Below are 24,550 nucleotides of genomic sequence, written 5' to 3'. Positions count from 1 at the left end.
TGTGAGGAGCCTCGACGATGACCGTTCCACTCGACCGGCACTACTCGGTCGAACTCCAGGTTTCGGCAGAGCGTGTGTGTCAGCTGCGGCGAATAATCGCAGCGCACCTACGCCACTGGAGTCTCGAACTCCACATCCGGCCGGTGTGCCGGGGTGTGAAGGAGCTGCTGACCAATGTCCACCGGCATGTCGGTGACAACAACAACTGTGTCGTCGAACTCCGCTGGTCGGGGCGGCATCTCACGGTCTCCGTCGCCGACAACGGCGCCGAGATGCCGCGGCTGCTCAGCACCGGCGGCGGTCTCAGCCGCGTCATGGCGCTGAGCGACAGCTGGGGCACCTGCCGGACGGCCGAGGGCAAGGTCGTCTGGTTCACCCGGTACGCGAAGGAGCCGCGCACCGTCGAGCTGGTGCCGACGGCGCCGCTGCCCGGGGTGCTGGAGTCCCGCCGCCCGCCGGCCGCCGTCCCGGAGGTGGCCGTTCCCGAAGCGACGGCGGCGTCCGATACCGCCCCCGCCCTCGTCTGAGGCGGGCGGCCCACCCTCGTACCCGCTGAGCGTTTCACCCTCCCGGCGCGGCCGGCGTGCACACCGCACGCACGGTCCGCGCCGGGAGGGTATCCGCCCGGCAGGGCCCGCATTGCGGCACGGCGCACGGCGCGGCACGGTCGAAGTACCGAGGCAAGGAGAGCAGAGCCATGCCCATCGCGACGGTCAACCCCGCGAACGGTGAAACCCTCAGAACGTTCGACGCGCTCGCGGAGGCCGAGATCGAGCAGAAGCTCGACGCCGCCGTGACCGCGTTCCGGCAGTACCGCACCACGGGATTCGGTGAACGGGCCCACCTGCTGAACGCGGCCGCGGGCCACCTCGAGGAGGACCAGCAGGACATCGCGCGCACCATGACCACCGAAATGGGCAAACCCGTCAAGGCGGCCCGCGCGGAGGCCGCCAAATGCGTGAAGGCGATGCGCTGGTACGCGGCCCAGGCCGAGGAACTCCTCGCGGACGAGCACCCGTCGGCGGCCGATGTGCGGGACTCCGGCGCGTCCCGGGCCTATGTCCATTACCGACCATTGGGCGCGGTCCTCGCCGTGATGCCGTGGAATTTCCCGCTCTGGCAGGTCGTCCGGTTCGCCGCACCCGCCCTGATGGCCGGGAACGTCGGGCTGCTCAAGCATGCGTCCAACGTCCCGCAGACGGCGATGTACCTGGAGGGCCTGTTCCGCCGGGCCGGATACCCGGCGGGATGCTTCCAGACCCTGCTGGTGGGATCCGGAGCGGTCGAGTCGATCCTGCGCGACCGCCGGGTCGCCGCCGCCACCCTCACCGGCAGTGAACCGGCCGGGCGCTCGGTCGCGTCCATCGCCGGCGACGAGGTGAAGCACACCGTCATGGAGTTGGGCGGCAGCGACCCGTACCTCGTCCTGCCGTCGGCGGACGTCGCCAGGGCCGCCCGTACGGCCGTGACCGCCCGGGTGCAGAACAACGGCCAGTCCTGCATCGCCGCCAAACGGTTCATCGTGCACACGGACGTGTACGACGAGTTCGCCGAGCGGTTCACCGTGGGCATGCGCGATCTGACCGTCGGCGACCCGCTCCAGGAGGCCACCGATGTCGGCCCCCTCTCCAGCGAACAGGGCCGCGCCGACCTGGAGGAGCTGGTGGACGACGCGGTGCGGCAGGGAGCGCGCGTGCTGTGCGGCGGCAGCCGGCCCGACGGCCTGGGGCCGGAGCTGGAGCGCGGCTGGTTCTACGCCCCCACCGTCCTCACCGGGATCACGCCCGCCATGCGCATCCACCGCGAGGAGACCTTCGGCCCCGTCGCCACGCTCTACCGCGTCGAAGGGCTCGACGAAGCCGTGGAACTCGCCAACGACAGCCCCTTCGGCCTCAGCTCCAACGTCTGGACCCGCGACGCGGAGGAGGCCGGCCGCTGCGTGCGCGATCTGGAGGCGGGCGGTGTCTTCTTCAACGGCATGACGGCGTCGCACCCCGCGCTGCCCTTCGGCGGAGTGAAGCGCTCCGGCTACGGACGCGAACTCGCCGGCCACGGCATCCGCGAGTTCTGCAACGCGACCACGGTCTGGTACGGCCCCTAGGGTCTTTTCGTCTGGATCACGCCCCTTCGCACGCTCCGGGCCCGGAACGGGCTGACACCGCTCCGGGCCCGGTCTGCGGGCTCAGCGGCCGAGCGCTCGTTCCAGCTCGGCCTTCGTCATGTGCGACCGCCCGTGGACGTTCTTCTTCTTCGCCTCTTCGTAGAGCTGCTCGCGTGTCGGCCCCCCGGCTCCGCTGTGGGAGCGCAGACCGCCGCGCCGGGAGGACGACATGTCCTCGATGGAGGTGCGGCTCGCGGTCTTCGACTCACCGGCGCGGGCGCGCTCCTTGTTGACGGTACGGGCCGCGATCTCTTCGGCCCGGTCCTCGCTGACCCCGCGCTCCTGAGCGCTCTCCTTGATGTGTTCGTACTGCCGTTCCCGTTTGGGGTTGGATCCGTGTGGCATGGTGCGATCACTCCTCTCGCCGGGGTCCGATCGGGGTTCTCTCCAGTGTCCCAGCGGCCTTGGAGCCCCGCACGCCTGTCGCGTTCCGGTGCGGCGAACGGCGGGTTGCCCGGCCGGACCGTCAGTCAGCACGCCAACAGCAGCAAGGCGGCCGGAGTCAAGACGTTCCCCCGGATCGCGCAGGCCGAGCGGGGCTGACGGCCGAACCGGCGGACCGAATCGCCCTGCTCCCCGGCGACGGGGAGCAGGGCGAGCATGCGGACCTTCGGCCCGCTCGCCTCTCGTGCGAAGGCCATGACCTGCTACGCGAGCGGCCAGGCCGGCTGCAACGGCGGGCGAGGAGCCTGCTCGCGGCCGGGCCCGGCTACCAGATCGACTTGACCCACTCCGGGTGATCGATGAACGGGTTCCGGTTGTGCTGGTACCGGTCGAATATGACGTCGTTGCGCCGCTTCTCGAAGCTGTCCGGCGGGTCCTCCTGGCTCCACGCCTTCAGTACCGAGAGGCGGCCGATGTACGGTGCGGAACCGTTGGACACCTTGTCGTTGGGTTCGAGGTCGGGGAAGGCGTCGTCGCCCTCGTAGCGCACCGCCATGTACAGGATCATGCGGGCCACGTCGCCCTTGACCGCGTCGCGCGGTTCGAAGGAGTCGCTGTCGGTGTAGTTGCCCGGTGCGCCGCTGACCGCGCTGCCGCCGTTGTCGAAGTCCTTGTTGCCGCGGATGGAATTGACGGTGACATCCGCCGGGCGCAGGTGGTGGATGTCGGTGCCGGGGCCGGTGGCGGTGCCGAAGTCGCCGTGGGACTTGGCCCAGACGTGTTCGCGGTTCCACTGGCCGACCGAGCCGCCGTTGTCGCTCTTGGGCTTGGAGCGTCCGGTGTAGAGGAGGATCACGTTCGAGGGGTTGGCGGGGTCCTCGTCCGTGTTCTTGAGGGCGTCCCAGACCTGGCTGTAGGAGATCTTGGTCTGGTTGCTGATGATCGTGTGCAGCGCGCTCTTGAGCGCGGTTCCGGACTTGCCGAGCGCGTCCTCGTAGTACGTGTCGTCGAGGGTCCGGAGCGGTGTCGTGGTGACGGGCGCTGCCTCGGGTGCGGTTGCCCGGGCTGTGGCGGCCGGTGCGGCGGCCGCGGTGCCGGCGAGTACCGCGAACGCGGCCAGGGTCGCCAGCAAGGGGCGCCGGTAGTGCAGGTGACGACGGGACATGTGGGGTGTCCTCTCCGAAAATGCGGGCACCACGAAGCCGCCGCAGGGTGGGGGCGGCGCCGCGGTGGTCGTGTGGTACGTGGTCAGCGGGAGCCTTCCACACGCACCGTGACCCTGGTGTGAACGCTGTGTACTTATCATGTGCAGGTCAAGTGAGGGCTGTATCCGTGGCGCCGGGAGCGGATCGCGGGTGCATCGGATGCGGCGGGCCGGGCGCGGGGCGAGAATGACCGAAAGGACGAGGAGGCGGCATGAGTGACGAGCCCGAATCCGTATCCGCAGCCGCAGGAGTCACTCCCACGCTGCGGGGAGTGACTCCCGACAGCCTCTTGCACACCGGCGGGAGCGACCATCCGTCGGCAGAGGACCTGGTACTCGCCTCCGGGCGGGACCTGACCCCGAAGAATCTTCAGTGGGCGGAGCGCAGGCTCGCCCAGGAGGGCCGGTCCGCGATCGACAAGGCACTGCCGTAGTCCGCGGCCAGGCGGTCCGGGTGGCGCGGGGAGTGTGTGGGCACTCCCCGCGGCTCGGCTAGCCTGGGTGCACAATGAACCGTTTGACGACGTCAGGGGCCGGGTACGATCTGGCCCGCTTCCCCGAGAACCCGCGCGACCCGTTCCGCGCCTGGGACGCTGCCGATGAGTATCTGCTGCGGCGGCTGGAGGGGAGCGACGGGTCGGAACCGGTCGGCCTGTCGGGCACCGTGGTCGTGGTGGGCGACCGCTGGGGCGCCCTGAGCACGGTGCTGGCCGCGCACCGCCCCGTACAGATCACCGACTCCTACCTGGCGCAGCGCGCCACCCGCGCGAACCTGGAACGCAACGGCACGGCCGCGGACGCCGTACGTCTCCTGTCGGCCAGGGACACCCCGCCGGACCGGATCGACGTCCTGCTGGTACGCGTCCCCAAGAGCCTCGCGCTCCTGGAGGACCAGCTCCACCGGCTCGCGCCGGCCGTTCACGCGGGCACCGTCGTCATCGCAACCGGCATGGTCAAGGAGATCCACACCTCCACCCTCAAGCTCTTCGAGCGGATCATCGGCCCGACCCGTACCTCCCTCGCGGTCAAGAAGGCCCGGCTCATCTTCTGCACCCCAAACCCGGCCCTGCCCCGTACGCCCAGCCCCTGGCCGTACCGCTACGAACTGCCCGGGGACGTCGGTCCGGTCTCCGGCCGGACCGTCACCAACCACGCCGGGATCTTCTGCGCCGAGCGCCTCGACATCGGCACCCGCTTCTTCCTCGGCCACCTCCCCGCGCGCACCGGCCCCGACCGGATCGTCGACCTCGGCTGCGGAAACGGCGTCGTCGGACTGTCCGCCGCGCTCGCCAACCCCGAAGCGACGGTCACCTTCGTCGACGAGTCGTACCAGGCGGTCGCCTCCGCCGAGGAGACCTTCCGGACCAACACCGCCCCGGACGCCACGGCAGAGTTCCTGGTCGGCGACGGGCTGACACAGCTGCCGCCCGCCAGTGTGGACCTGGTCCTCAACAACCCGCCGTTCCACTCCCACCAGGCCACCACCGACGCGACGGCCCGCACCATGTTCCACACGGCGCGCGCCGCACTGCGGCCGGGCGGTGAGCTGTGGGTCGTCGGAAACCGGCACCTCGGCTACCACACCCAGCTGCGCCGGACCTTCGGCAACTGCACCACGGTCGCGGGCAACCCGAAGTTCGTCGTCCTGCGCGCCGTCAAGCGCTGACGCTTGCCGGGGGCGCTTTGGCCCTTCCGGATTCTTGCAACACGTTCTACTGTGTGCGCCGCCGCACACGGGCGACGCGACCGCGAGACTCCTGGAGGGGCCGTGCACCTCGAATACACGCCTGAACAGCAGCAGTTGCGCGCCGAACTGCGTACGTACTTCGCCGGCCTGGTCCCCGACAACGCCTACGCGCGCCATGCCGACCCCGCCGTACAGAAACGCTTCTACCGGGAGACGATCCGGCGCCTGGGCACCGACGGCTGGCTCGGCGTCGGCTGGCCGACGGAGTACGGCGGCCGCGGACTGTCCCCGATGGAACAGTTCATCTTCTTCGACGAGGCCGCCCAGGCGGGCGTACCGCTTCCGCTGATGGCCCTCAACACCGTCGGCCCGACGATCATGCAGTTCGGCACCGACGAGCAGAAGGCCTATTTCCTGCCGAAGGTCCTCGCCGGCGAGATCGACTTCGCGATCGGCTACAGCGAACCCGACGCGGGCACGGACCTCGCCGCGCTCAAGACCCGCGCCGTACGCGACGGCGACGACTACGTCGTGAACGGGCAGAAGATCTGGACCACCAACGGCGACACCGCGGACTGGGTCTGGCTCGCCGTCCGCACCGACCCGGACGAGCCCCCGCACAAGGGCATCACCATGCTGCTCGTCCCGACGAGCGACCCCGGCTACTCCTGCACCCTGATCAACACCCTCGCCTCGCACGACACCACCGCCAGCTACTACGAGAACATCCGCGTCCCCGTCTCGCGCCGCGTCGGCGAGGAGAACAAGGGCTGGCGGCTGATCACCAATCAGCTCAACCACGAACGCGTCACCCTCGCTGCCCACGGCACCATGGCCGTCCGCGCCCTCCACAACGTCCAGCGCTGGGCGGCGGACACCGCACTCGCCGATGGCCGCCGCGTCGTCGACCTCGGCTGGGTCCGCACCCTCCTCGCCCGCACCCACACCAGGCTCGACGCCATGAAGCTCCTCAACTGGCAGATGGTGTCCGCGGTCCAGAACGGAACCCTCACTCCGCAGGACGCCTCCGCCGTCAAGGTCTACGGCTCCGAGGCCCGCCGCGACGCCTACGCCTGGCTGATGGAGGTCGTCGGCTCGGCCGGACCGCTCAAGGAAGGGTCGGCGGGCGCCGTACTCCACGGCGAACTCGAACGCGGATACCGGTCCGCCGTCATCTTCACCTTCGGCGGCGGCAACAATGAGATCCAACGGGAAATCATCTCGTGGATCGGCCTGGGGATGCCGCGCGTACGACGGTGAGCGGCTGTGACGAGGATTCATAGTTGGCACAGGAGAGGCATGGTTGGCACCGGCTGCAGCCGGCAGTCATCGGGATGCCGGCTCCGACGGGAAGGACGTGCCGCGACCACGGCAGGGCACCACGAAGGTTCGGACTGAGGGGATGCCCCACGTGGTGGTGTGAGCTGCGGCACGACGTCTCTTCGGGGGCGCCGATCTGTCGCGGTGGCTGGTTCCTGACGGTCTGTCGGAACTTGGCGTTCCGTTGCTGTCGTCGTTCAACTCCCGCCCTCAGGGCGGCGGAACCGCGCGGCTGGACGAGCGGGTCGGATTAACGGCGGTGGTGTACATGCCGACCAGCGGGGGTGCCTGGCGGCCCCTGCTGGAGACGTCCGGGATGTCGCCCGCGACGGCGCACCTCATGGGCCAAGGCGGGGCTGTGGCGCGGATCGAACCGGGCGGTCCTGGACGAACTCGGCGGCCAGGCTGAGCTCGACTGGACATATGCGATCGTTGACGCCGCCTCGGAGCGGGCGAAAGAGGGCGTTCGCTGACCGGGCCGCCCCCGGTCGCTCGCGGCAAGCAGGGCAGCGGACTGCATCTGCTGGCCGAGCTTCAGGGCGTCCCGCTCAGCGCCGCCATGACCGGCGCCAACATGCACGAGAGCCTCGCCCTCAAGTCGCCGGCCTGCGGCATACCCCCCCCATCCGCTCCCGACGCGGAACCCGTCGACGACGCCCGGCCGAACTCCGCGCGGACAAGGCTTACTTCTCCGCCGAGCATCTGGCCTGGCCGCGCGAGCGGGGAGTCGTCCCACGCATCGCACGGTCGGGCACCAAGTCCGGCGAACAGCTCGGCCGGCACCGCTGGAGGACCGAGCGGTCCATCGCCCGGCTCTTCGGCCACCGGCGCCTCACCATCCGGCACGAGCGATCCGGCTCCCACTTCCACGCCTTCCTCGAGTGGGCCACTGCCCTCACATGCTGAGAGAAGTCCGCAACACTCGCCACAGCTGATCAGCACGGAACTGTCCGCGCGTCAGCTCTTGAGGCTTCCGGCGGACAGCCCCGAGCGCCAGAACCGCTGGAGGGCGAGGAAGGCGATACAGAGGGGGACCACCGACACCAGGGAGCCCGTGACGACGATGTCGTACCAGGGCTGGTCCCGAAGCTGGCTGTTCCAGAAGTAGAGACCCAGGGTGAGCGGCCAGCGTGAGTCGTCGGCGAGCATCATCAGTGGCAGGAAGAAGTTGTTCCAGATCCCCACGAACTGGAACAGGCAGATGGTGACCAGCGCGGGCGACATCAGCCGCAGGGCGATGGTGAAGAAGATCCGGAGTTCTCCCGCACCGTCGACCCGGGCGGCGTCGGTGAGTTCGTCGGGCACGGAGGCTTCGGCGTAGACGCGGGCGAGGTAGACCCCGAAGGGGGTGACGGCGCTCGGGATCAGCACCGACCAGTACGTGTTGACGAGGCCGGTCGACGAGGCGAGCAGATACAGCGGGAGGGCGAGCAGCGGCGGGGGGATGAGCACCGCGCCGAGGATCACGGCGAAGACACTCTCCCGGCCTTTGAAGGGATATTTGGCCAGGGCGTATCCGGCCATCGCGGCGAACAGGGTGGCCACCAGGGCCCCAGCCCCGCAGTACAGAAGGCTGTTGAGGAGCCAGCGGCCGAAGATACCGTCGCTGTGCCGGAAGACCTTCGTGAGGTTGTCGGCGAGGTGGAAGTGCGAGCCGAACCAGAAGCCGTTGCTGCCGAACAGGTCGCCGTTGGATTTCGTCGCCGAGACGATCAGCCACCAGATCGGCAGCAGGAAGTAGCCCGCGATCGCGAACAGCAGCACGGTGGTGCTCAGTCGGGCGGCCGAGGTGCCGCGACGGCGGGCGGGCGGCGCTGTCCGCCCGGTGTCGGACCTGCGGTGTCGGGCTGTGGGCTGCGTGCTCATCGCGATCCTCGTGTGCTCAGGCGCAGGAAGCCGTAGGACAGGGCGAATGTGGCAAGGGCCAGGACCACCGCGACGGCCGCGGCGAAGTTGTAGTCGTTGAGGCCGAAGGCAGCCTGGTAGGAGAGCATCACCGGGGTGTAGTTGCTGCTGATCGCGGCGGTCATGGGGCGCAGCACCATCGGTTCGCCGAACAACTGCAGCGTGCCGATGATGGAGAAGACGCCGGTCAGGGTGAGGGCCGGGCGCACCAGTGGCACCTTGATGTGCCAGGCGATCCGGAATCCGGAGCATCCGTCCAGCTCGGCGGCCTCGTACAGCTCCTTGGGGACGGACTGCAGCGAGGTGTAGATGATCAGCATGTTGTAGCCGGTCCAGGACCAGGTGACGATGTTGCCGATCGAGAAGAGGATCACGTCGTGGGAGAGGAAGTCGACGTCTGCGCCGATGCTCCTGCCGACGTCGTTCAACGGACTGATGCCGGGCATGTAGAGGAAGGCCCACAGCACCGCCGCGATCACACCTGGGATCGCGAACGGCAGGAAGTACGTCACGCGGAAGAAGCGCTTGAACCGTGCTACTTGGGAGTCGAGGAGCAGGGCGAGGAGCAGGGCGAGACCCAGCATCACCGGCACCTGGACGAGGCCGAAGACCAGGACCCTGCCCACGCCCTTCAGGAACGTGCTGTCGGTGAGCACCCTCGTGTAGTTGTCCAGGCCGGCGAAGACGGTGCGCGGCGCCCCGAAGCCGAGCCCGGAGCGCTCCACCCGGAACAGGCTCTGATGGACGGCGTACCCGATCGGGATGACGAACACGGCCAGGAACAGGACGCCGAACGGGGCGAGCAGCACGGCGGCGGAGCGGTTGCGCCGGGCGGCGAGCCTGCTGCCGGAGCGGCCGCGCGACGGCCGCCGCTCCCGGCCCGGGGCACCGGTGAGCCGGTCCGGACCGTGATCGCCCGACGGCGCCGGCAGGTCCGCGACCGGCACCGGAGGGGAGTCCGCATCGCGGGTCATCTGACCTTCACGCCCTTGGACTTGATCGCCGCGAGCGTCTTCTTCTGTACGTTGTCGAACGCGTCGAACAGCGTGCCGGAACCGGCGTAGGCGTTGGCGGTCGCCTCGTCCAGATCGACACCGAACTGCGACTGCGTGGGACCCCACTGCCAGCTCGTGTCCGTGTGCTGGGCGGCTTCGCCGAACACCTTGTAGATGTTCTGGCCGCCGTAGTAGTCCACGCCCTTGTTCACTTCGGGCAGCTCGAGTCCGGCGGTGGCGGCCGGGTAGATGCCGGTCTTCGTGATCAGGTTCTTGAGGCTGTCGGGGTCGGTGCTCATCCAGGTGGCGAACTCGACTGTCTCGTCCTTGTGCTGACAGCCCTTGAGCACAGCCGTGCTGCCGCCGCCGTCGTTGCCGAACTTCTTCTCCCCGGCGGTCCACTGCGGCATCGGGGCGACGGCGAACTTGCCCTTGGCCTTGGGGGCGTTCTGGGCGATCAGCGGGTTCAGCCAGACCGCGCCGATCGCCGTGGCCACCTTGCCGGACTGCAGGCCGCTCCACCACGCGGGGCTGTAGCCCTGGTCCGTGGCCACCAGCTTCTTGTCCACCAACTGCTGCCAGTAGTCGGCGAGTTGCCGGGACTGGTCGTCGTTGACGCCGACGTGCCACGCGTCGCCCTCGGTGCCGAACCACCTGGCGCCCTTCTGCCAGGCCAGGCCGGACAGGGTGATCGCCCGCAGGTTCACGATGTGGGCCTCGGGGTCGGCCTTGTGCAGCTTCTCGGCCGCCTTGGCGTACTCGTCCCAGGTCGTCGGCACCGCGATGCCGTACTTCTTGAAGACGTCCTTGCGGTAGTACATGGCCATCGGGCCCGTGTCGACCGGGATGCCGTAGGTCCTGCCCGCGACGGTGACCTGGTTCCACGTCCACGGAACGAACTTGTCCTTCGCGGCACCGGCCTCCTGGGAGACGTCCTCCAGGGCGCCCTCGAGCAGGAACGTGGGTATGGACTCGAAGCCGATCTGTGCCAGACAGGGGGCGTTGCCCGCCTTCACCGCCGAGAGCATCTTGTCGTAGCCGCCCTGGCCACCGGACGGCAGCTTCTTGAAGGTGACCTTGATGTTCTTGTGGGTGGCGTTGAACAGCTCGGCCGACTTGTCGTAGCCGGGGGCCCAGCCCCAGAACTCCAGGTGGACGGTGCCGCCGGCGGCCTTGTCGGTGCCGCTCCCTCCGCACGCCGCCGCTGTCAGGACCAGGGCGGCCGCGGACAAACTCCCGAGTACGGCGCGCCTTCTGGAGCGCGCGGCCAACTTAGCAAGCATTTATGTGCACCTTCCCGTTGCGAAGAACTGGAAATTGCTCAGATTCTTGGGCACGTTGAACGTGAGGAGCCTGGTGCTGCCCTCGAAGGTCGAGGGGTGGGGCTGTAGTTTCCCGAGGCGCTGAGGTCCGGTACTTGTATCCACCGCGAGGCGAAGCTCAGTATTTGTGGGGCGCTCCGTGACGTCAAGACCATAGATCGGATACATTTCATCCGTGGAGGTCCGTAGCTCAGAAATAACGGATGGACATTGAACCGGCTGCGAGCCTGCCTTCATCGCCGCGTCGGCCGTGATCCCGCCGTCGCACTGCGGTCCGGTCCCGATCATGGCGCGGTCGGCGCCTGCGCCGCTTGGCCGCGGCGTCACGCCGAGTGCGGTGCTCCCGGCCCTCGTCGCAGGAGCGGCCTGAGCCGCACGATCAGCAAGCCCTACCGAGAGACAGAAAGGCTGACACCGTCATGTCGGAAGTTCGCGGCTATGAAGCCGAACCGTGTTACAGCATCTCCGCAGAGGTGGGCGCCGGGTACCGGGAGGCGGTCGCCGGACTCGCCCCGGGTCTTGTCCTCGCCGTCGACGGCCCGGTGGCCGTGGACTGGGAGGCGGTTGCCGCCGGGATCTGTGAGGCGCTGGCCGCCCGCGCCGTCGCGACCAAACAGACCGACCTGCGCGAGCACTTCGCGCCCTGGCCGGACGTCCTTGCCCTGACCGCCTCCGCGGTACTGGAGGACGACCCGGACTTCGCCCCGCTGTCCCGGGCCGGGCTCGCCGACTTCTTCACGGGGCTGCCGGAGCCCGGGGCCGCCGACGACACCGTAACGGTCGTCTTCGGACCGGGCGCGGCCCTGGTGCCGCACGACCGGCTCTGGTACGCGGACCTGCCCAAGCGGTACGCCGAGGCCCAGATCACCGGCGGGACCGGCCGCAACCTGGGGCAGCCCGCCGGCACCGGGGCGGGCACGACCCGTCGGCTCTTCTACATCGACTGGCCCGTCCTTGACCGGCACCGCGACACCCTCGTCTCCGGCGTCGACCTGTGGCTGGACACCCAGGACGCGCAGGCCCCGTCCTGGCTGGAGGGCGCCGTCCTGCGCGCCGCCCTCGCAGATCTGGCCGGGCGGCCCTTCCGTACCCGCCCCACCTTCAACACCACGTCCTGGGGCGGACACTGGGCCCAGGAGCAGCTCGGCTTCAACCAGGAGGGGGCCAACACCGCGCTGGGCTACGAGCTCATCGCTCCCGAGAGCGGGATTCTGGTGGGTACGCCGGACGGTCCGCGGGTCGAGGTCCCCCTGCAGGCACTGGTCGCCTCGCACCCCGAGGAGATCCTCGGCGACGACGTGCACGCGAGGTTCGGCACCTCGTTCCCGATCCGCTTCGACTACCTCGACACCGTCGGCGGCGGCAACCTCTCCGTCCACTGCCACCCGCAGTCGGACTACATGCGCCGCGTATTCGGATGGCCGTACACCCAGCACGAGACCTACTACATGATGCTCGGCGGGCCCGGCCGGCAGGTTTTCCTGGGGCTGCGCCAAAACGCCGACCTCGCGGCCTTCCGACACGAGGCGGACCGGGCGTTCCACGACGGCGTGCCGTTCGACATCGAACAGTACGTCCAGACCTTCCCGGCCGATCCGCACCAGATCTTCCTCATCCCGGGCGGCACCCCGCACGGCAGCGGCGAGGGCAATGTCGTACTCGAGATCAGCGCGACGCCGTACCTGTACAGCCTTCGCCTCTACGACTGGCTGCGCAAGGACAGCGAAGGCAGGCAGCGGCCGGTCCACGTCGGCCACGCGTTCGAAAACCTGGACCCGGACCGGTCGGGGGAAGCCGTGGCCAGGGACCTGGTCCCCAGGCCGCGCACCCTGCGCTCGGGCGACGGCTGGCACGAGGACGTCATCGGCCGCCTCCCGGAGATGTTCTTCGAGGTCCGGCGGATCGCACTGGTGCCGGACACCGTCGCGGACGACGACACGGACCACCGCTTCCACGTCCTCAACGTCGTGGAGGGCGACGGAATCCTCCTGGAGACCAGTGGCGGCCACCGCCATGTGCTGGCGTACGCCGAGACACTGACCGTGCCCGCCGCGGTCGGCGCCTACCGGGTGCGGGCCCTCGGCGGGGGACCGGTGCGCTATGTGAAGGCGCTGGTGCGGTGAGCCCCGCCGACGAGGCCACCGTCTCGGTCCTCGAGGTCGGCGGCACCCATGTGACCGCGGCCGGTGTCGACATCCGCGCCCGCGGCCTCCGGTCCGGCCGCTCGTTCCGTGAGGCGGTGGACAGTAACGGCAGTGCCGAGGAGATCCTGTCGGCCCTCGTCCGCTGCGCCGACCGGCTGTCCGGCCTCGGCGCGGGCCCATGGGCCGTGGCACTGCCCGGTCCGTTCGACTACGAGCGCGGGATCGGGCGGTTCGAAGGAGTCGGCAAGTTCGAAGCCCTGCGGGGGGTCGATCTGCGGGCCGCCCTGACAGCGTCACTGCCCGGCGCCACCGCGCTCAGCTTCTGCAACGACGCGGAAGCGTTCGTGCTCGGCGAGTGGTGGGCCGGGGCGGCGCGCGGGCACCGCGCCGTCGCCGGTATCACGCTCGGGACCGGTGTGGGTTCCTGCTTCCTGCGCGACGGCCGGATACTGCGGCACGGCCCCGGGGTCCCTCCCGAAGGCTGGGTCCACAACCTGCGGTACGCGGGCGGACCCCTGGAGGAGACGGTGTCCCGGCGTGCCCTACGGCGGGCCTACGCACGGGCGACCGGCGCGGCGCCGCCCGACGTCCGGGAGATCGTCCGGCGGGCGCGGCAGGGGGACCGGGCCGCGGCGGAGGTGTTCACCGAGACGTTCCGTGCCCTGGGAAGGGTGCTCGGGCCACTGCTCGCCGCCTTCGAACCGACGGTTCTGGTGGTCGGGGGCGCCATCGCGGGGGCCTGGGACCTCCTGGCCGAACCGCTGCGCTCAGGGCTCGCCGAGGCCGATCCGGTCCGCAACCGACGCGTCGTCATCACCCCGGCGCACCGGCCGGACGAGGCCCCGCTGCTCGGCGCGGCCTACCTGGCCGGGGTGTGCGGCCGGCCGGGCGACCGCACCGCTCCGCTCGGAGACTCCCGCTGACACCGGCCCGGCACGTGCGGGACCCGGAGGAAGCCGGATGACGGACGAGAAGAAAGGTCTCACCCCGGTGCCCTCCTCACTTCATCATCGGCGGCGCATCAGCACGCCGCCGGCCCCGCCCCGCATGCCCCTCGGCCCCCGGCCACCGTCCCGCGGGCGGCGGCACGACGCTGAGCGGCTTCCCGCTGTACGGCCGGCACCACTTCGCGCACGTCGGCCGGACCCCTTTCCGCCTTCTTCCGGGGATTGCGCAGAGCGGATCCCCCGACGAGGCCTCGTCCATCCACACCCCCGACCCTCTGGGAACAGCTGTGACCCCTCCCCGTTCCACCGCCGAACTGACCGTGACCGAGCGCAGCTTCCTGCGCGCGGGACGCCCCCACCAGATCGTCTCCGCCGCCATCCACTACTTCCGGGTCCACCCCGAACTGTGGGAGGACCGGCTGCTGCGGCTGCGCGCCATGGGCGTCAACACCGTCGAGACCTGCATCGCCTGGAATCTGCACCAGCCGACTCCCGGGCAGACCGACTTCTCCGGACAGGCCGATGTCGCCCGCTTCCTGCGCACCGCCGCCCGGCTCGACCTGGACGTGATCGTGCGACCCGGCCCCTACATCTGCGCCGAGTGGGAGTTCGGCGGCCTCCCCGCATGGCTGCTGGCCGACCCCGGGCTGCGGCTGCGCCGGACCGACGACCGCTATCTGGCCGCCGTGGACGCCTGGTTCGACCAGCTGATCCCAGTCCTGCGCCCCCTGCTCGCCGGCCGGGGCGGGCCGGTGATCGCCGTCCAGGTCGAGAACGAGTACGGCAGTTACGGCCATGACACCCCCTACCTCGACCATCTGCGGCAGGGTCTGATCCGACGCGGCGGGGACTGCCCGCTGTTCACCGCCGACGGAGCCACTGACGGCGTACTGCGCGGGGGCATGCTGCCCGGCACCCTGGCGACCGCGACCTTCGGCTCGCAGCCCGAGGAGTCACTGGCGACCTTGCGCCGCCACCAGCCGACCGGCCCGCTGATGTGCTCCGAGTACTGGCACGGCTGGTTCGACCACTGGGGCGAGCACCACCACGTACGGAACGCGGACGAGGCCGCCGGGGAGCTGGGCCGGATGCTGGCTCAGGGCGCCTCGGTCAACCTCTACATGGGCCACGGCGGCACGAACTTCGGATGGTGGAACGGAGCCAACCACAACGAGACCGACTACCAGCCCACCTGCACCAGCTACGACTATGACGCTCCGGTCGGTGAGGCCGGAGAGCTGACCGAGAAGTTCCACGCGTTCCGCGCGGTGATCGAGCGGCACCGTGGCCCGATCCCGTACGCGATACCCGCGACACCGGACCGGCTCGCCCGGCAGACGGGACGGCCGAACGGTGCGGTGGCGCTGGCGGACTGCCTCGACGTGCTCTCCACTCCTCGGCAGCGGCTCTCACCGGAACCGATGGAGGTGCTGGGCCAGTCACTGGGGCTGATCCACTACCGCACTTGGCTCCGTGGCTCCTTCCCCGACTCGACCCTGCGCGTGCACGGCCTCGCGGACCGGGCCCAGGTGTTCCTCGACGGAGTGCCGCTGGGCGTCCTGGAGCGGACAGGGTCGCTCGACGCGCTGCCGATCAACGTCCCCGACACCGGTGCCGAACTCGACCTGCTGGTGGAGAACATGGGACGGATCAACTACGGCCCCTTGCTGGAGGATCGCAAGGGCATCAGCGGCGGCGTCCGGATCGACGGCCAGTACCAGTTCGACTGGGAGATCCGTCCCCTCCCGCTGACCGATCTGGCAGGCCTGCGGTTCGGGGCCGCCGAACAGGTCGAGGGCCCGGCCTTTCACCGTGCGACGCTGGAGGTACCGGAACCGGCCGACGGTTTCCTGGCCCTGCCTGGCTGGACCAAGGGCCAGGTGTGGCTGAACGGCTTCGCCCTCGGCCGTTACTGGGACCGCGGACCCCAGCGCACCCTGTACGCTCCCGCCCCGGTGTGGCGGGTCGGCCGAAATGAACTCGTGATCCTGGAACTGCACCGGCCGGGCGAGCGGATCGAGCTCTGCGACGCCCCGGATCTGGGCCCGACCGACTGACCTCCGGACTGCCAAGTGGCTCCGGTCCGTGGTCTTTCCGGACCGGAGCCACCTGAAGCGAGTCCCGGAGGGCCGACGGGATTCCGCCGGCCCTCCGCCTGCCTGAATCAGCTCTGGCCGTGCCCGAAGTACGCGGCCAACTCCCGGTCCGGGGCCGCGACCTCGACGGCCCGGCCGCCGTCCCGCAACGACATGGTGGCCGCGTAGCCGGCGGCCACCGCTTCGCGGGCCGCGACGGGCGAGGTCACGGTGGCTCCGCCGTCCCGTACGAACCGCAGGAATTCCGCCATCAGCACGGGATCGGCGCCCCCGTGCGTGCCGGTCGGTGTGTGCACGGGCACCACCAGATCGGCCTCGGCGCGGCCGTCGGAGCGGCGGTTCCACACGTGGACCTCCGCTCCCTCCGAGTCGCCGAAGTTCTCCAGGCGCCCTTCGGCGCCGATCACCGTGTAGTTGCGCCAGTAGTCGGGGGTGTAGTGACACTGCTGGTAGCTCGCGAGAACTCCGTTGTCCAGCTGCATCTGCATCATGCTCAGGTCCTCCACGTCCACCACCGGGTGGAGACCGGTCTGGCTGAGCGGCGGCCAGTTCTCCGTCGACAGCCACTCGGTCATCCGCTCCCCGCTGCGGTCGCGGTGTGAGTCGATGTCCCCGTAGACCGTCAGCCCGCCCATGGCGTTCACCCGCCGGGTGTAGCCGCCGGCCAGCCAATGGATGACATCAATGTCGTGCGCGCCCTTCTGCAGCAGCAGGCCGGTGGTGAGGCGTCGGTCCGCGTGCCAGTCCTTGAAGTAGAAGTCCCCGCCGTGGCCGACGAAATGGCGGCACCAGACGGCCTTGACCTCGCCGATCGCCCCCTTGACGATCAGTTCACGCATGGCCACCACGACCGGCATGTGGCGCATGTTGTGGCCCACGTACAGCGGGGTCCGATACCGGTGGGAGGCCGCGAGCAGCCGGTCACACCCCTCGGTGGTGATCGCCATCGGTTTGTCCAGGAACACCGGTACACCGGCCTGAAGGAAGTCCAGGCCGATCTCCTCGTGCGTGTGGTCCGGAGTCAGCACCAGCACGCCGTCGAGTCCCGCGTCGAGCAGCTCGTGGTGATCCGCAGTGGTCCGCACCTGGGTGCCGAATCGCTGTTCGGCGCGCGTCAGCAACTGTCGGTCGCGGTCGCAGGCGGCGGCCACCAGTGAGCCCGATCCGGTCCGGTGGGCCAGGTCGCTGCGATTACCCAGGCCGATGACGCCGAGCCTGATGTCGTCCAAGGTGTTTGCCCTTTCAGAAGGTTTCGACCCCAGCAGGGCGAGGACGACCGGATGATAGATCTGGAACATATCCGGTTGCATGGTGAGATTGTCTTGATTCTGAGGGGGTCGGGATGGTGCTGACCGCCAGGGCGGCCGCGCTCTCGGGGGTGCTGCGGCCGGGCGGAGAAGGATGTTGCCCCGGTGAGAGGTGGGGTGAGGCGGTCGGTGCGCGACGGAACGAGTCTGAGCTCACCGGATCCTGGCGTCAAGAGTTTGAATGTGATTCACTGACCCCGGATTGGCTGATGTATCAGAAACATATTGCAAATGGTGCGTCTCTGCGTCGCTCGGCGAGCTCACGCCCGACGTGGACCGCCGTACTGTCCGGACCGCCGTGACATGGATCGACGGAGAAGTGGATCGACGCGAAAGGGGAGCGCCGTTGACCAGCGCAGCCCGCAGCACCGCACCCGCGCCGCAACCCCCGGGCGACGGGGCCGGTTACCGTCCCGGCTACGAGGTCGCGGCCGAACGCATCCTCGAGTACCTCGTCCTGGCCGGCCTGGGGCCCGGCGCCCGGCTGCCCACCGAGCAGGACCTGGCCGACCGGGTGGGGATGAGTCGGACCGTGGTCCGCGAGGCGGTGAAGATCCTCTCCGCGCTGGGCCGGCTGTCCGTGCACAAGGGCCGCGGCATCTACGTCGCCCAGCCCGACCAGTCCTCCTGGCAACACTCCCTGACCCATTTCCTGCCCGCCGATCTGCGTCAGGTCGACGAACTCTTCGAATTCCGGCGCCACTTGGAAACCACCACCGCCCGCCTGGCCGCCGAACGCGCCACCCCCGCCCAGGTCAAAGCCGTCCGCGCGGCCGCCAATCAGTCCACCCGGGCCGCCCGGCAGGACGACATCGACGCCTTCAGCCACGCCGACGACACCTTCCACACCGCCATCGCCACAGCCACCAACAACGCCTTCTTCGCCGCCACCATCGACACCCTGCGTCGCCTGCAACACCAGGTCACCGCCATAGGACTGGCCGGCCTCGCGGGCGGCTCCCTGCGCGATGCCGCCGCCCAGCACGAAGCCATCGCCCACGCCGTCGCCACCGGCGAACCCACGCACGCGCACACCCTCATGGCCCACCACATCGACCGGACCACCCACCAGTTCCAACGAGAGATCCGGCACCGCATCGCCCCGGGCCACCCCAACGCCTGAACCCCACACCACCACCCATGAAGGACACCCATGCGAATCACCGACGTGACTGTGGAACTGGTCGATCTGCCCGCTCAGCCGCCCTTCCGGTGGCGGGCAGGGCTGCCCGGTTCGGAACCGGCGGTCGTGGGCGGGATCCTGCGGGTCCACACGGACGAAGGCCTGGTGGGCGAGGCGCACACGAGACGTGGGCTGATCGTCGCCGATCTGGTGAACCGCCGTATACGTGAGGACCTGCTCGGCCGCGACCCGCTGATGCGCGAGCTGCTGTGGCACCGCCTGTGGGAGCTGGACCGCATAGAGGAGCTCCCCATCTACGCGCTCGGCCTGGTCGACGTAGCGCTGTGGGACCTGGCCGGCCTCGCGGCCGGGCAGCCGGTCCACCGGCTGCTCGGCCCCTACCGCGAGGCCATCCCCGCCTACGCGAGCACGGTCACCTTCGGCAGCGTCGAGGAGTACCTCGATGTGGCCGACCAGTGTCTGGAGCTCGGCTACTCCGCCATCAAGCTGCACGCGTGGGGAGACCCGCGAGCCGACGCGGACCTGTGCCAGAAGCTGCGGGCCCACGTCGGTGACGACGTCCCACTCATGTACGACGGCTCGGCCGGGTTCGACCTCGCGGACTCGGTGTACCTCGGCCGCGCACTGTCCGAGGCGGACTACCTGTGGTACGAGGAGCCGATGCGCGAGTTCAGCGTGACCGCCCACCGGTGGCTGGCAGAACAGGTCGACATTCCGCTGCTGGTCGCGGAGACCTCCGACGGCGCGCATTTCAACGCTGGTGACTTCATCATGGCGGGCGCGGCGAGCCGGGTCCGCACCAGCGCGCAGCTCAAAGGCGGGATCACCGGAGCCCTGCGCATCGCGCACCTGGCCGAGAGCTACAACCTGCGGGCCGAGGTGCACGGCAGCGGAGTGGTCAACGCCCACCTGTGCATGGCGATCCCCAACACCACCTACTACGAGTCCCTCGTGTACACCAACCCCGCACAGCGCGAGCCGGCGGTCGGCGCCGACGGGCTGGTGCGGGCGCCGACGGCCCCCGGCATCGGCTTCGATCAGCCGGGCTGGTGACGACTTCCGATCGAACCGACAGGGCGGCTCCGGCACGTTCTTGATGATGACTCAGGTTCGTCTCAACTTCTCAACGCCTCAGCGCCTCGTGGAAGGAGCCACACCATGCCCGTGCAACGCTACGCCTCGGTCATACGTCTGCGTGGGGAACTCGAGGCGGAATACCGCGCCTTGCACGCGGCGGCCTGGCCCGAGGTCCTCGCGACCCTCAAGCGCGCCCACATCGGCAACTACTCGATCTTCCTGCGTGACGGGCTTCTTTTCAGCTACCTCGAGTACAGCGGCGAGGACTACGCGGCCGACACCGCGCTCATCGCCGAGTGCCCGGTCACTCGGGACTGGTGGGCCCGTACCGACCCCTGCCAGCAGCCACTGGACAGCGTCGGCGACGGCGAGTGGTGGGCACCTGCCGAAGAGGTCTTCCATCTCGAGTGACATCAGGGGCAAACGGCGGAGGGGGCGGACGCAGCTGCGTCCGCCCCCTCCGCCGTTTGCCTGCCGCGGGTCACAGACCGTAGACGGGGACAGGCTCAGCCGGATCAGGCCTGACGTGCGACCTTGCCCTTCCTCGTGATCCGCACAGTGACCGCCCCGCCCGCCGGGACTTCGACCTCCGGCCAGTCGAGGAAAGCCGTGTACCCAAGGGGGCGAGCCGCTTGGCGGGCCGTTTCCGCCAGTACCGACACCTGTGCCGCGTAGGCCGTGTTGTTGGTCAAGCGGACTACGGCTGCCTGATGGCTCTCGCTGACATGCTCGGCCTCTACATGATCAAAGGGAATGAGAATTCCTTCCCCGGGCCGGACGTAGATCCCGGGAAGTTCGAGTGCCATCAAGACACCATTGGTCTCGGTCCATGAGTTTCTCGTCCTGATGAAATCACCGACGGCATCCTTACCCTCGGCATCGCTGGGCTGGATCCGCTCCATGCTCGAACCGATGAGGTAGTCGGTGGTTATGTGCCCTGGCATGTTGACGGCCTCGGCATGCGCATGCTGGATATCGCTGATGAGCTCAGCGTACTTCTTGTCCCCAGTAGCTCGATACAGCTTGAACAGGTGGTCGGCGGAGGACGTACAGACACCGGGTGCGGCATGTTTGTTCTGGCTGCTTGCCCAAACGGCGCCCGCCATCCTTCCCTCCAGCCGCGCGATATCACTGCCTACCGGAAACAGCGGATCGTACGCAAGAGTCCAGGACGAGCACAGAGCAGCCTGGACCTTCGCGCGATTCAGCCATATCTTCTTTCCGGTGTACTGGTACAGCGCCATGAATGACTCCAGGAGACCAAACGCTGTTTCGGAGTCAGCATCCTGTGAAATATCCGCGCACGCTCCGCTGGTGAATCCACGGGACTTGACGTCACGCTCATAGTAGAATTCGGCTGCTTCCTCGGCCACGGCCAACCAGTCCGGACGGTGGAAGTATTCAGCCGCCAGGGCGAGCCCGGCCGGAGCGATGGCGCCGGCCGTCGAGTTGTACACGGCGATTTCGCCTGTTTCGGGCACGATGTACTGACCGAATTCTCCGTGCTTTCGCCAGGCGTGGGTGAATGCTTCGGCCAGACCACCTGCGGCCAGTTCCCAGGATTCCTTGACGGTGTCGCCGTGCTCTTGCGCCTTCAGAAGCATCACATGCTTGATCAGCCAGAAGAGCACGTCTCCGTTCTTGCGTACCATCGCCTGCACCGCCGGAAAGTCGGGGTGGGCCTTCTCTGAGAGGATCTCACCATCTTCGCTGATGAAGCCGTAGAAGAATCCGCTCCGCCCCTTCATGCGGGAACAGATGAAGTCAAGCTCATCGGAGACCCTGCCCCGTTCCGTTGGGTCATTCAGAGCCAACATGGGGTAAGTGTTGATCATTCCGCTCACCCAACCCAGTTGAAAGTGCCTGGAGTTTTCTGGAAGGTAGTAGCGGCCCGCCTTGGTCTCTGTGAAATTGCCTCGACAGATGTTGGTGCCGAGCTCCGCCAGCTTACTCATCGGAAGGAGGTTGCGAGGCATGGTGGGGCCGGTGAGCGACTTTCGCACATCCATGAATTTTTGCAGGACTGCCGGAATTCCGTCGGCATCGAATGTGAAAACCTGGAAGCGAATCGAAACCGCGGCACCGGGAGCCCAGTCCGACGCCCTGTCATCGCTCGTCCGGAAATCGCCGAAACCGGCCACCTGCCGGCGCACAACCGGTGCCGAGATGCTGAATTCACAGCTTTCCCTGCCTGCACTCTCCTCAATCGAGAGTCCACTGTTGCCCAGGCGGGTTCCCTGCTCGGTGAGGACGATCCATCCCTTTTTGAACTTGGGCGAGAAGAAGCTCATCGCCGGGGCGGCAGTACTGAACGTCGCCAGCTCGATCCGCGAAGGCGCCGCGGCATCGACGGCCAGTCGCGGGTTGTTCGATATCGTCAGCGGCGTCTGTGGGTTGTAGTACATGTCGGCCGGATAGTCCGGATTGTATCCGTTGCCGATGGCGCGATAGCGATTGCCGTTGTAGATGATTCCGGGAATCATCACGTAGTTGGCGGTCTCCCAGCTCTCGAATGGGAAATCAACGGAGATTGCGGTCTGTTCCGCCGTCCCCTTCTCCAGGGTGCAGGTCAGGGCGACCTCCCACCCGTGACCATCGGGTACCCGCCGCGTATCCCACTTCAGTTGCCACTGTCGCGGTCCGTCGGTCAGCAGGTCGCCGTCGAATTGCTGGGCCCGGCGCAGCGTCGTGCCGTCATATTCCCGAATCGACACCAGGAGGGAGCCGTGCAACTCGCGCAGAGCACGGCTGAGTTCCGCAGCCTGGCCACTGGCTCCGGCAACCCCTGCGCCGAGTGGTTGGGCTCGCGAGACGGTGGGTTCGAGAGCGATCTTCGCTCCGACTCCGGCGGCCGCCAACAAAGAAAGGCAGTTTCTCCTGTCAAGCATTCTGCAACCATCCTTGTGTGCGTGTTCCAGCGAATTGAGCTTCAGGTCGATGTCGGTACAGGCACCGGCGCGCCCGGTGGCAGCAGACCCTGGGCACGCAGGGCGAGCCACATCTCCTCGGGGACGGGGTGGCTGATCATCGCGGTGGCATCCGTCACCTCGGCGGCGCTGCGTGCCCCGAGCAACACACCGGCGACCGCCGGGTGCTCCAGCGGGAATTGCAGGGCGGCAGCCCGCAGCGGAACCCCGAAGGTCTCGCACAGCGTGCGCAGAGCCAGCGCCCGGTCCAGCAGGTGTGCCGGGGCCGGTGCGTAGTCGAAGGTCGCGCCCGGCTGGGGATCGGCGAGGAGGCCCGAGTTGAACACCCCGCCGACCAGCACGGACACTCCGCGTTGCGCCGCCAGCGGCAGCAGTGCGGCCAGAGCGCTCTGGTCGAGCAGGGAGTAGCGGCCGGCCAGCAGGACCACGTCGATGTCGGATTCGCGGACGAAGCGTGTCGGCATCGCGGTCTGATTCATGCCGACGCCGATCGCGCCGACCATGCCCTCGGCACGCATCCGCTCCAGCTCGGGGTAGGCGCAGTCGAAGGCCTCGCGCTCGTGGCTGTCCGGGTCGTGCAGGTAGACGGTGTCCACGCGATCCAGGCCGAGCCGGGCGAGGCTCTCCTCGACGCTGGTGCGTACACCGCGGGCGCTGAAGTCCCACACTCGTTCGTGGGTGGCCGGGACGGCGAAGCCGTTCGCCAGGTCGTCGCCGGGCAGCCCGGCGCGTGCGCGCAGCAGGCGGCCGACCTTGGTGGACAGCGTGAACTGCGCACGTGGCCGAGTGCGCAGTGCGTCCCCCAGCCGGCGCTCGGACAGGCCGAGTCCGTAGTGCGGAGCGGTGTCGAACGCGCGGATGCCGCAGGCCCAGGCTGTCTCGACGGTGGCGGCCGCGTCCTCGTCGCTGACCGGATGGAACAGGTTGCCCAATGCGGCTGCTCCCAGGGTGAGTTGACCGACCCGTGTGGTGGTGCGCATGAGTTCAGGTGTGCCTCTCGTTCGGGACCCGGTCGCACGGCATGGGACAACCGGGGCGGGGGATTGCGCGGACCCGCCCCGGTGCCGGCCGGTCAACCCTTCGTCGCTCCTCCTGTGAGGCCCTTGACGAACTGCTTCTGGAAGGCCAGGTAGAAGACGAGAATGGGCAGTGTCGCCAGGAACATGAAGGCGAAGACCGAGCCGAAGTCCGCCTGGTGTTCGCCGATGGCACGGTAGATGCCGACGGTCACTGTGGTGCCTGCCGCCGGGCCCAGGACGATCAGCGGGTTGAGGAAGTCGTTCCAGATCCAGACGCCGAGGAAGATCACCACGCTGGCCGAGGCCGGCCGCATCAGCGGGAAGACCACCTGCCAGAAGGCGCGGAACGCTCCGGCGCCGTCGATCGCCGCGGCTTCTTCGAGCTCTCGGGGGATCGTCTTGGCGAAGCCCGCGAAGACGAACACCCCGAACGGCATGTAGTAGCCGACGTACGCCAGGACCAGTCCGGGCACGCTGCTCATCAGCCCCAGCGTGCGCAGGACTTCGGTGATCGGGGTGAGAATCACCGCGGGTGGCACCATGAGACCGCAGAGCAGGACGACCATGATGACCTTGGACAGGAAGCCGGTCGACCGGGCCAGGTAGTGGCCGAGCATGGCGGAGATCGCGGTGATGACGAGGATGGAGATCACGGTGACCTCCGTGCTGTTGACCAGCCCGTACCAGAAGAGGTGGTCAGGGCGCGACAGCACGCTCTGGATGTTGTCCAGGGTCGGTGGGACCGGGAGGCCGACCGGGTTCGACACGATCGCCGAACCGTCCTTGAACACGTTGACCAGCACGAGGTAGATCGGCAGGAAGAACAGCAGGCCGGCGAGGAGCGCGACGACCGGACGTATCCACGCCCTTGTTCCACCCCTGTTCATGCTCGCGTTCAGGTCCGGGTTCAT

22 protein-coding genes are annotated in these 24,550 nt (G+C 68.7%); 11 read left to right on the top strand and 11 right to left on the bottom strand.

Annotated elements, in window-relative coordinates:
* Window positions 1-17: 17 nt before the first annotated feature.
* Window positions 18-527: an ATP-binding protein gene (locus OH735_RS01845; RefSeq protein ID WP_406378848.1), complete on the top strand. Its 510-nt coding sequence runs from the start codon at window positions 18-20 to the stop codon at window positions 525-527.
* Between the two features lie 170 nt (window positions 528-697).
* On the top strand, window positions 698-2,101 hold the full coding sequence (locus OH735_RS01840) for an NADP-dependent succinic semialdehyde dehydrogenase (protein ID WP_406378846.1): 1,404 nt from the start codon (window positions 698-700) through the stop codon (window positions 2,099-2,101).
* An 81-nt stretch (window positions 2,102-2,182) separates the two neighbouring features.
* Here the strand turns inward: OH735_RS01840 and OH735_RS01835 are convergent, their stop codons facing one another.
* The 3 genes from OH735_RS01835 to OH735_RS01825 all read right to left on the bottom strand — a co-directional run bounded on the left by OH735_RS01835 (window position 2,183) and on the right by OH735_RS01825 (window position 3,710).
* Entirely contained in the window at window positions 2,183-2,506 is a 324-nt protein-coding gene (locus OH735_RS01835) for a plasmid stabilization protein (RefSeq protein WP_406378845.1), read from the bottom strand.
* Between the two features lie 125 nt (window positions 2,507-2,631).
* Window positions 2,632-2,802: a hypothetical protein gene (locus OH735_RS01830; protein WP_406386939.1), complete on the bottom strand. Its 171-nt coding sequence runs from the start codon at window positions 2,800-2,802 to the stop codon at window positions 2,632-2,634.
* A 68-nt stretch (window positions 2,803-2,870) separates the two neighbouring features.
* Window positions 2,871-3,710: an endonuclease I family protein gene (locus OH735_RS01825; protein ID WP_406378843.1), complete on the bottom strand. Its 840-nt coding sequence runs from the start codon at window positions 3,708-3,710 to the stop codon at window positions 2,871-2,873.
* 251 nt (window positions 3,711-3,961) lie between these two features.
* Here OH735_RS01825 and OH735_RS01820 point away from each other — a divergent pair, with 251 nt between their 5' ends.
* The 3 genes from OH735_RS01820 (at window position 3,962) to OH735_RS01810 (ending at window position 6,696) form a co-directional block, all read left to right on the top strand.
* Window positions 3,962-4,183, top strand: coding sequence for a hypothetical protein (locus OH735_RS01820; protein WP_406378842.1), 222 nt, complete (start codon window positions 3,962-3,964; stop codon window positions 4,181-4,183).
* A 74-nt stretch (window positions 4,184-4,257) separates the two neighbouring features.
* Window positions 4,258-5,415 (top strand): methyltransferase, encoded by a 1,158-nt coding sequence (locus tag OH735_RS01815; protein WP_406378840.1) that lies wholly within the window; start codon window positions 4,258-4,260, stop codon window positions 5,413-5,415.
* A gap of 102 nt (window positions 5,416-5,517) precedes the next feature.
* Window positions 5,518-6,696: an acyl-CoA dehydrogenase family protein gene (locus tag OH735_RS01810; RefSeq protein WP_406378838.1), complete on the top strand. Its 1,179-nt coding sequence runs from the start codon at window positions 5,518-5,520 to the stop codon at window positions 6,694-6,696.
* Window positions 6,697-6,966: 270 nt separating this feature from the next.
* Here the strand turns inward: OH735_RS01810 and OH735_RS01805 are convergent, their stop codons facing one another.
* The 4 genes from OH735_RS01805 to OH735_RS01790 form a co-directional block, all read right to left on the bottom strand.
* Entirely contained in the window at window positions 6,967-7,098 is a 132-nt protein-coding gene (locus OH735_RS01805) for a hypothetical protein (protein ID WP_406378837.1), read from the bottom strand.
* 615 nt (window positions 7,099-7,713) lie between these two features.
* Window positions 7,714-8,622 (bottom strand): carbohydrate ABC transporter permease, encoded by a 909-nt coding sequence (locus OH735_RS01800; protein WP_406378835.1) that lies wholly within the window; start codon window positions 8,620-8,622, stop codon window positions 7,714-7,716.
* On the bottom strand, window positions 8,619-9,635 hold the full coding sequence (locus tag OH735_RS01795) for a carbohydrate ABC transporter permease (protein ID WP_406378833.1): 1,017 nt from the start codon (window positions 9,633-9,635) through the stop codon (window positions 8,619-8,621). Before OH735_RS01795 ends, OH735_RS01800 begins: the two co-directional genes overlap by 4 nt.
* Window positions 9,632-10,939: an ABC transporter substrate-binding protein gene (locus OH735_RS01790; RefSeq protein WP_406378831.1), complete on the bottom strand. Its 1,308-nt coding sequence runs from the start codon at window positions 10,937-10,939 to the stop codon at window positions 9,632-9,634. The genes OH735_RS01795 and OH735_RS01790 overlap by 4 nt, the downstream gene beginning before the upstream one ends.
* Before the next feature lie 458 nt (window positions 10,940-11,397).
* Here OH735_RS01790 and OH735_RS01785 point away from each other — a divergent pair, with 458 nt between their 5' ends.
* From OH735_RS01785 to OH735_RS01775, 3 genes are all read left to right on the top strand, one after another.
* Window positions 11,398-13,101: a class I mannose-6-phosphate isomerase gene (locus tag OH735_RS01785; RefSeq protein ID WP_406378830.1), complete on the top strand. Its 1,704-nt coding sequence runs from the start codon at window positions 11,398-11,400 to the stop codon at window positions 13,099-13,101.
* Window positions 13,098-14,045 (top strand): ROK family protein, encoded by a 948-nt coding sequence (locus OH735_RS01780; RefSeq protein WP_406378828.1) that lies wholly within the window; start codon window positions 13,098-13,100, stop codon window positions 14,043-14,045. The genes OH735_RS01785 and OH735_RS01780 overlap by 4 nt, the downstream gene beginning before the upstream one ends.
* Before the next feature lie 311 nt (window positions 14,046-14,356).
* Window positions 14,357-16,126 (top strand): glycoside hydrolase family 35 protein, encoded by a 1,770-nt coding sequence (locus OH735_RS01775; RefSeq protein WP_406378826.1) that lies wholly within the window; start codon window positions 14,357-14,359, stop codon window positions 16,124-16,126.
* Window positions 16,127-16,233: 107 nt separating this feature from the next.
* On the opposite strand, the gene OH735_RS01770 is transcribed toward OH735_RS01775, so the two are convergent.
* Entirely contained in the window at window positions 16,234-17,394 is a 1,161-nt protein-coding gene (locus OH735_RS01770; RefSeq protein ID WP_406386365.1) for a Gfo/Idh/MocA family protein, read from the bottom strand.
* A gap of 424 nt (window positions 17,395-17,818) precedes the next feature.
* Here OH735_RS01770 and OH735_RS01765 point away from each other — a divergent pair, with 424 nt between their 5' ends.
* The 3 genes from OH735_RS01765 (at window position 17,819) to OH735_RS01755 (ending at window position 20,104) form a co-directional block, all read left to right on the top strand.
* The gene (locus OH735_RS01765) at window positions 17,819-18,595 is read left to right on the top strand and encodes a FadR/GntR family transcriptional regulator (protein WP_406378824.1); all 777 of its coding nucleotides are present in this window, start codon (window positions 17,819-17,821) and stop codon (window positions 18,593-18,595) included.
* Window positions 18,596-18,625: 30 nt separating this feature from the next.
* The gene (locus OH735_RS01760) at window positions 18,626-19,669 is read left to right on the top strand and encodes an enolase C-terminal domain-like protein (protein WP_406378822.1); all 1,044 of its coding nucleotides are present in this window, start codon (window positions 18,626-18,628) and stop codon (window positions 19,667-19,669) included.
* A 105-nt stretch (window positions 19,670-19,774) separates the two neighbouring features.
* Window positions 19,775-20,104 (top strand): L-rhamnose mutarotase, encoded by a 330-nt coding sequence (locus OH735_RS01755; RefSeq protein ID WP_406378820.1) that lies wholly within the window; start codon window positions 19,775-19,777, stop codon window positions 20,102-20,104.
* Window positions 20,105-20,208: 104 nt separating this feature from the next.
* Here the strand turns inward: OH735_RS01755 and OH735_RS01750 are convergent, their stop codons facing one another.
* The 3 genes from OH735_RS01750 to OH735_RS01740 all read right to left on the bottom strand — a co-directional run bounded on the left by OH735_RS01750 (window position 20,209) and on the right by OH735_RS01740 (window position 24,526).
* On the bottom strand, window positions 20,209-22,581 hold the full coding sequence (locus OH735_RS01750) for a hypothetical protein (RefSeq protein ID WP_406378818.1): 2,373 nt from the start codon (window positions 22,579-22,581) through the stop codon (window positions 20,209-20,211).
* 41 nt (window positions 22,582-22,622) lie between these two features.
* Complete coding sequence (locus OH735_RS01745; RefSeq protein WP_406378817.1) at window positions 22,623-23,600, bottom strand: aldo/keto reductase; 978 nt, start codon at window positions 23,598-23,600, stop codon at window positions 22,623-22,625.
* A 92-nt stretch (window positions 23,601-23,692) separates the two neighbouring features.
* Window positions 23,693-24,526, bottom strand: coding sequence for a carbohydrate ABC transporter permease (locus OH735_RS01740; protein ID WP_317862217.1), 834 nt, complete (start codon window positions 24,524-24,526; stop codon window positions 23,693-23,695).
* Window positions 24,527-24,550: the final 24 nt, after the last annotated feature.

This window comes from Streptomyces sp. NBC_01618 (assembly GCF_045209435.1).
GTDB lineage: Bacteria > Actinomycetota > Actinomycetes > Streptomycetales > Streptomycetaceae > Streptomyces.
Note: the sequence above shows the minus strand (reverse complement) of the source record. Positions and strands in the feature narration are given on the sequence as shown.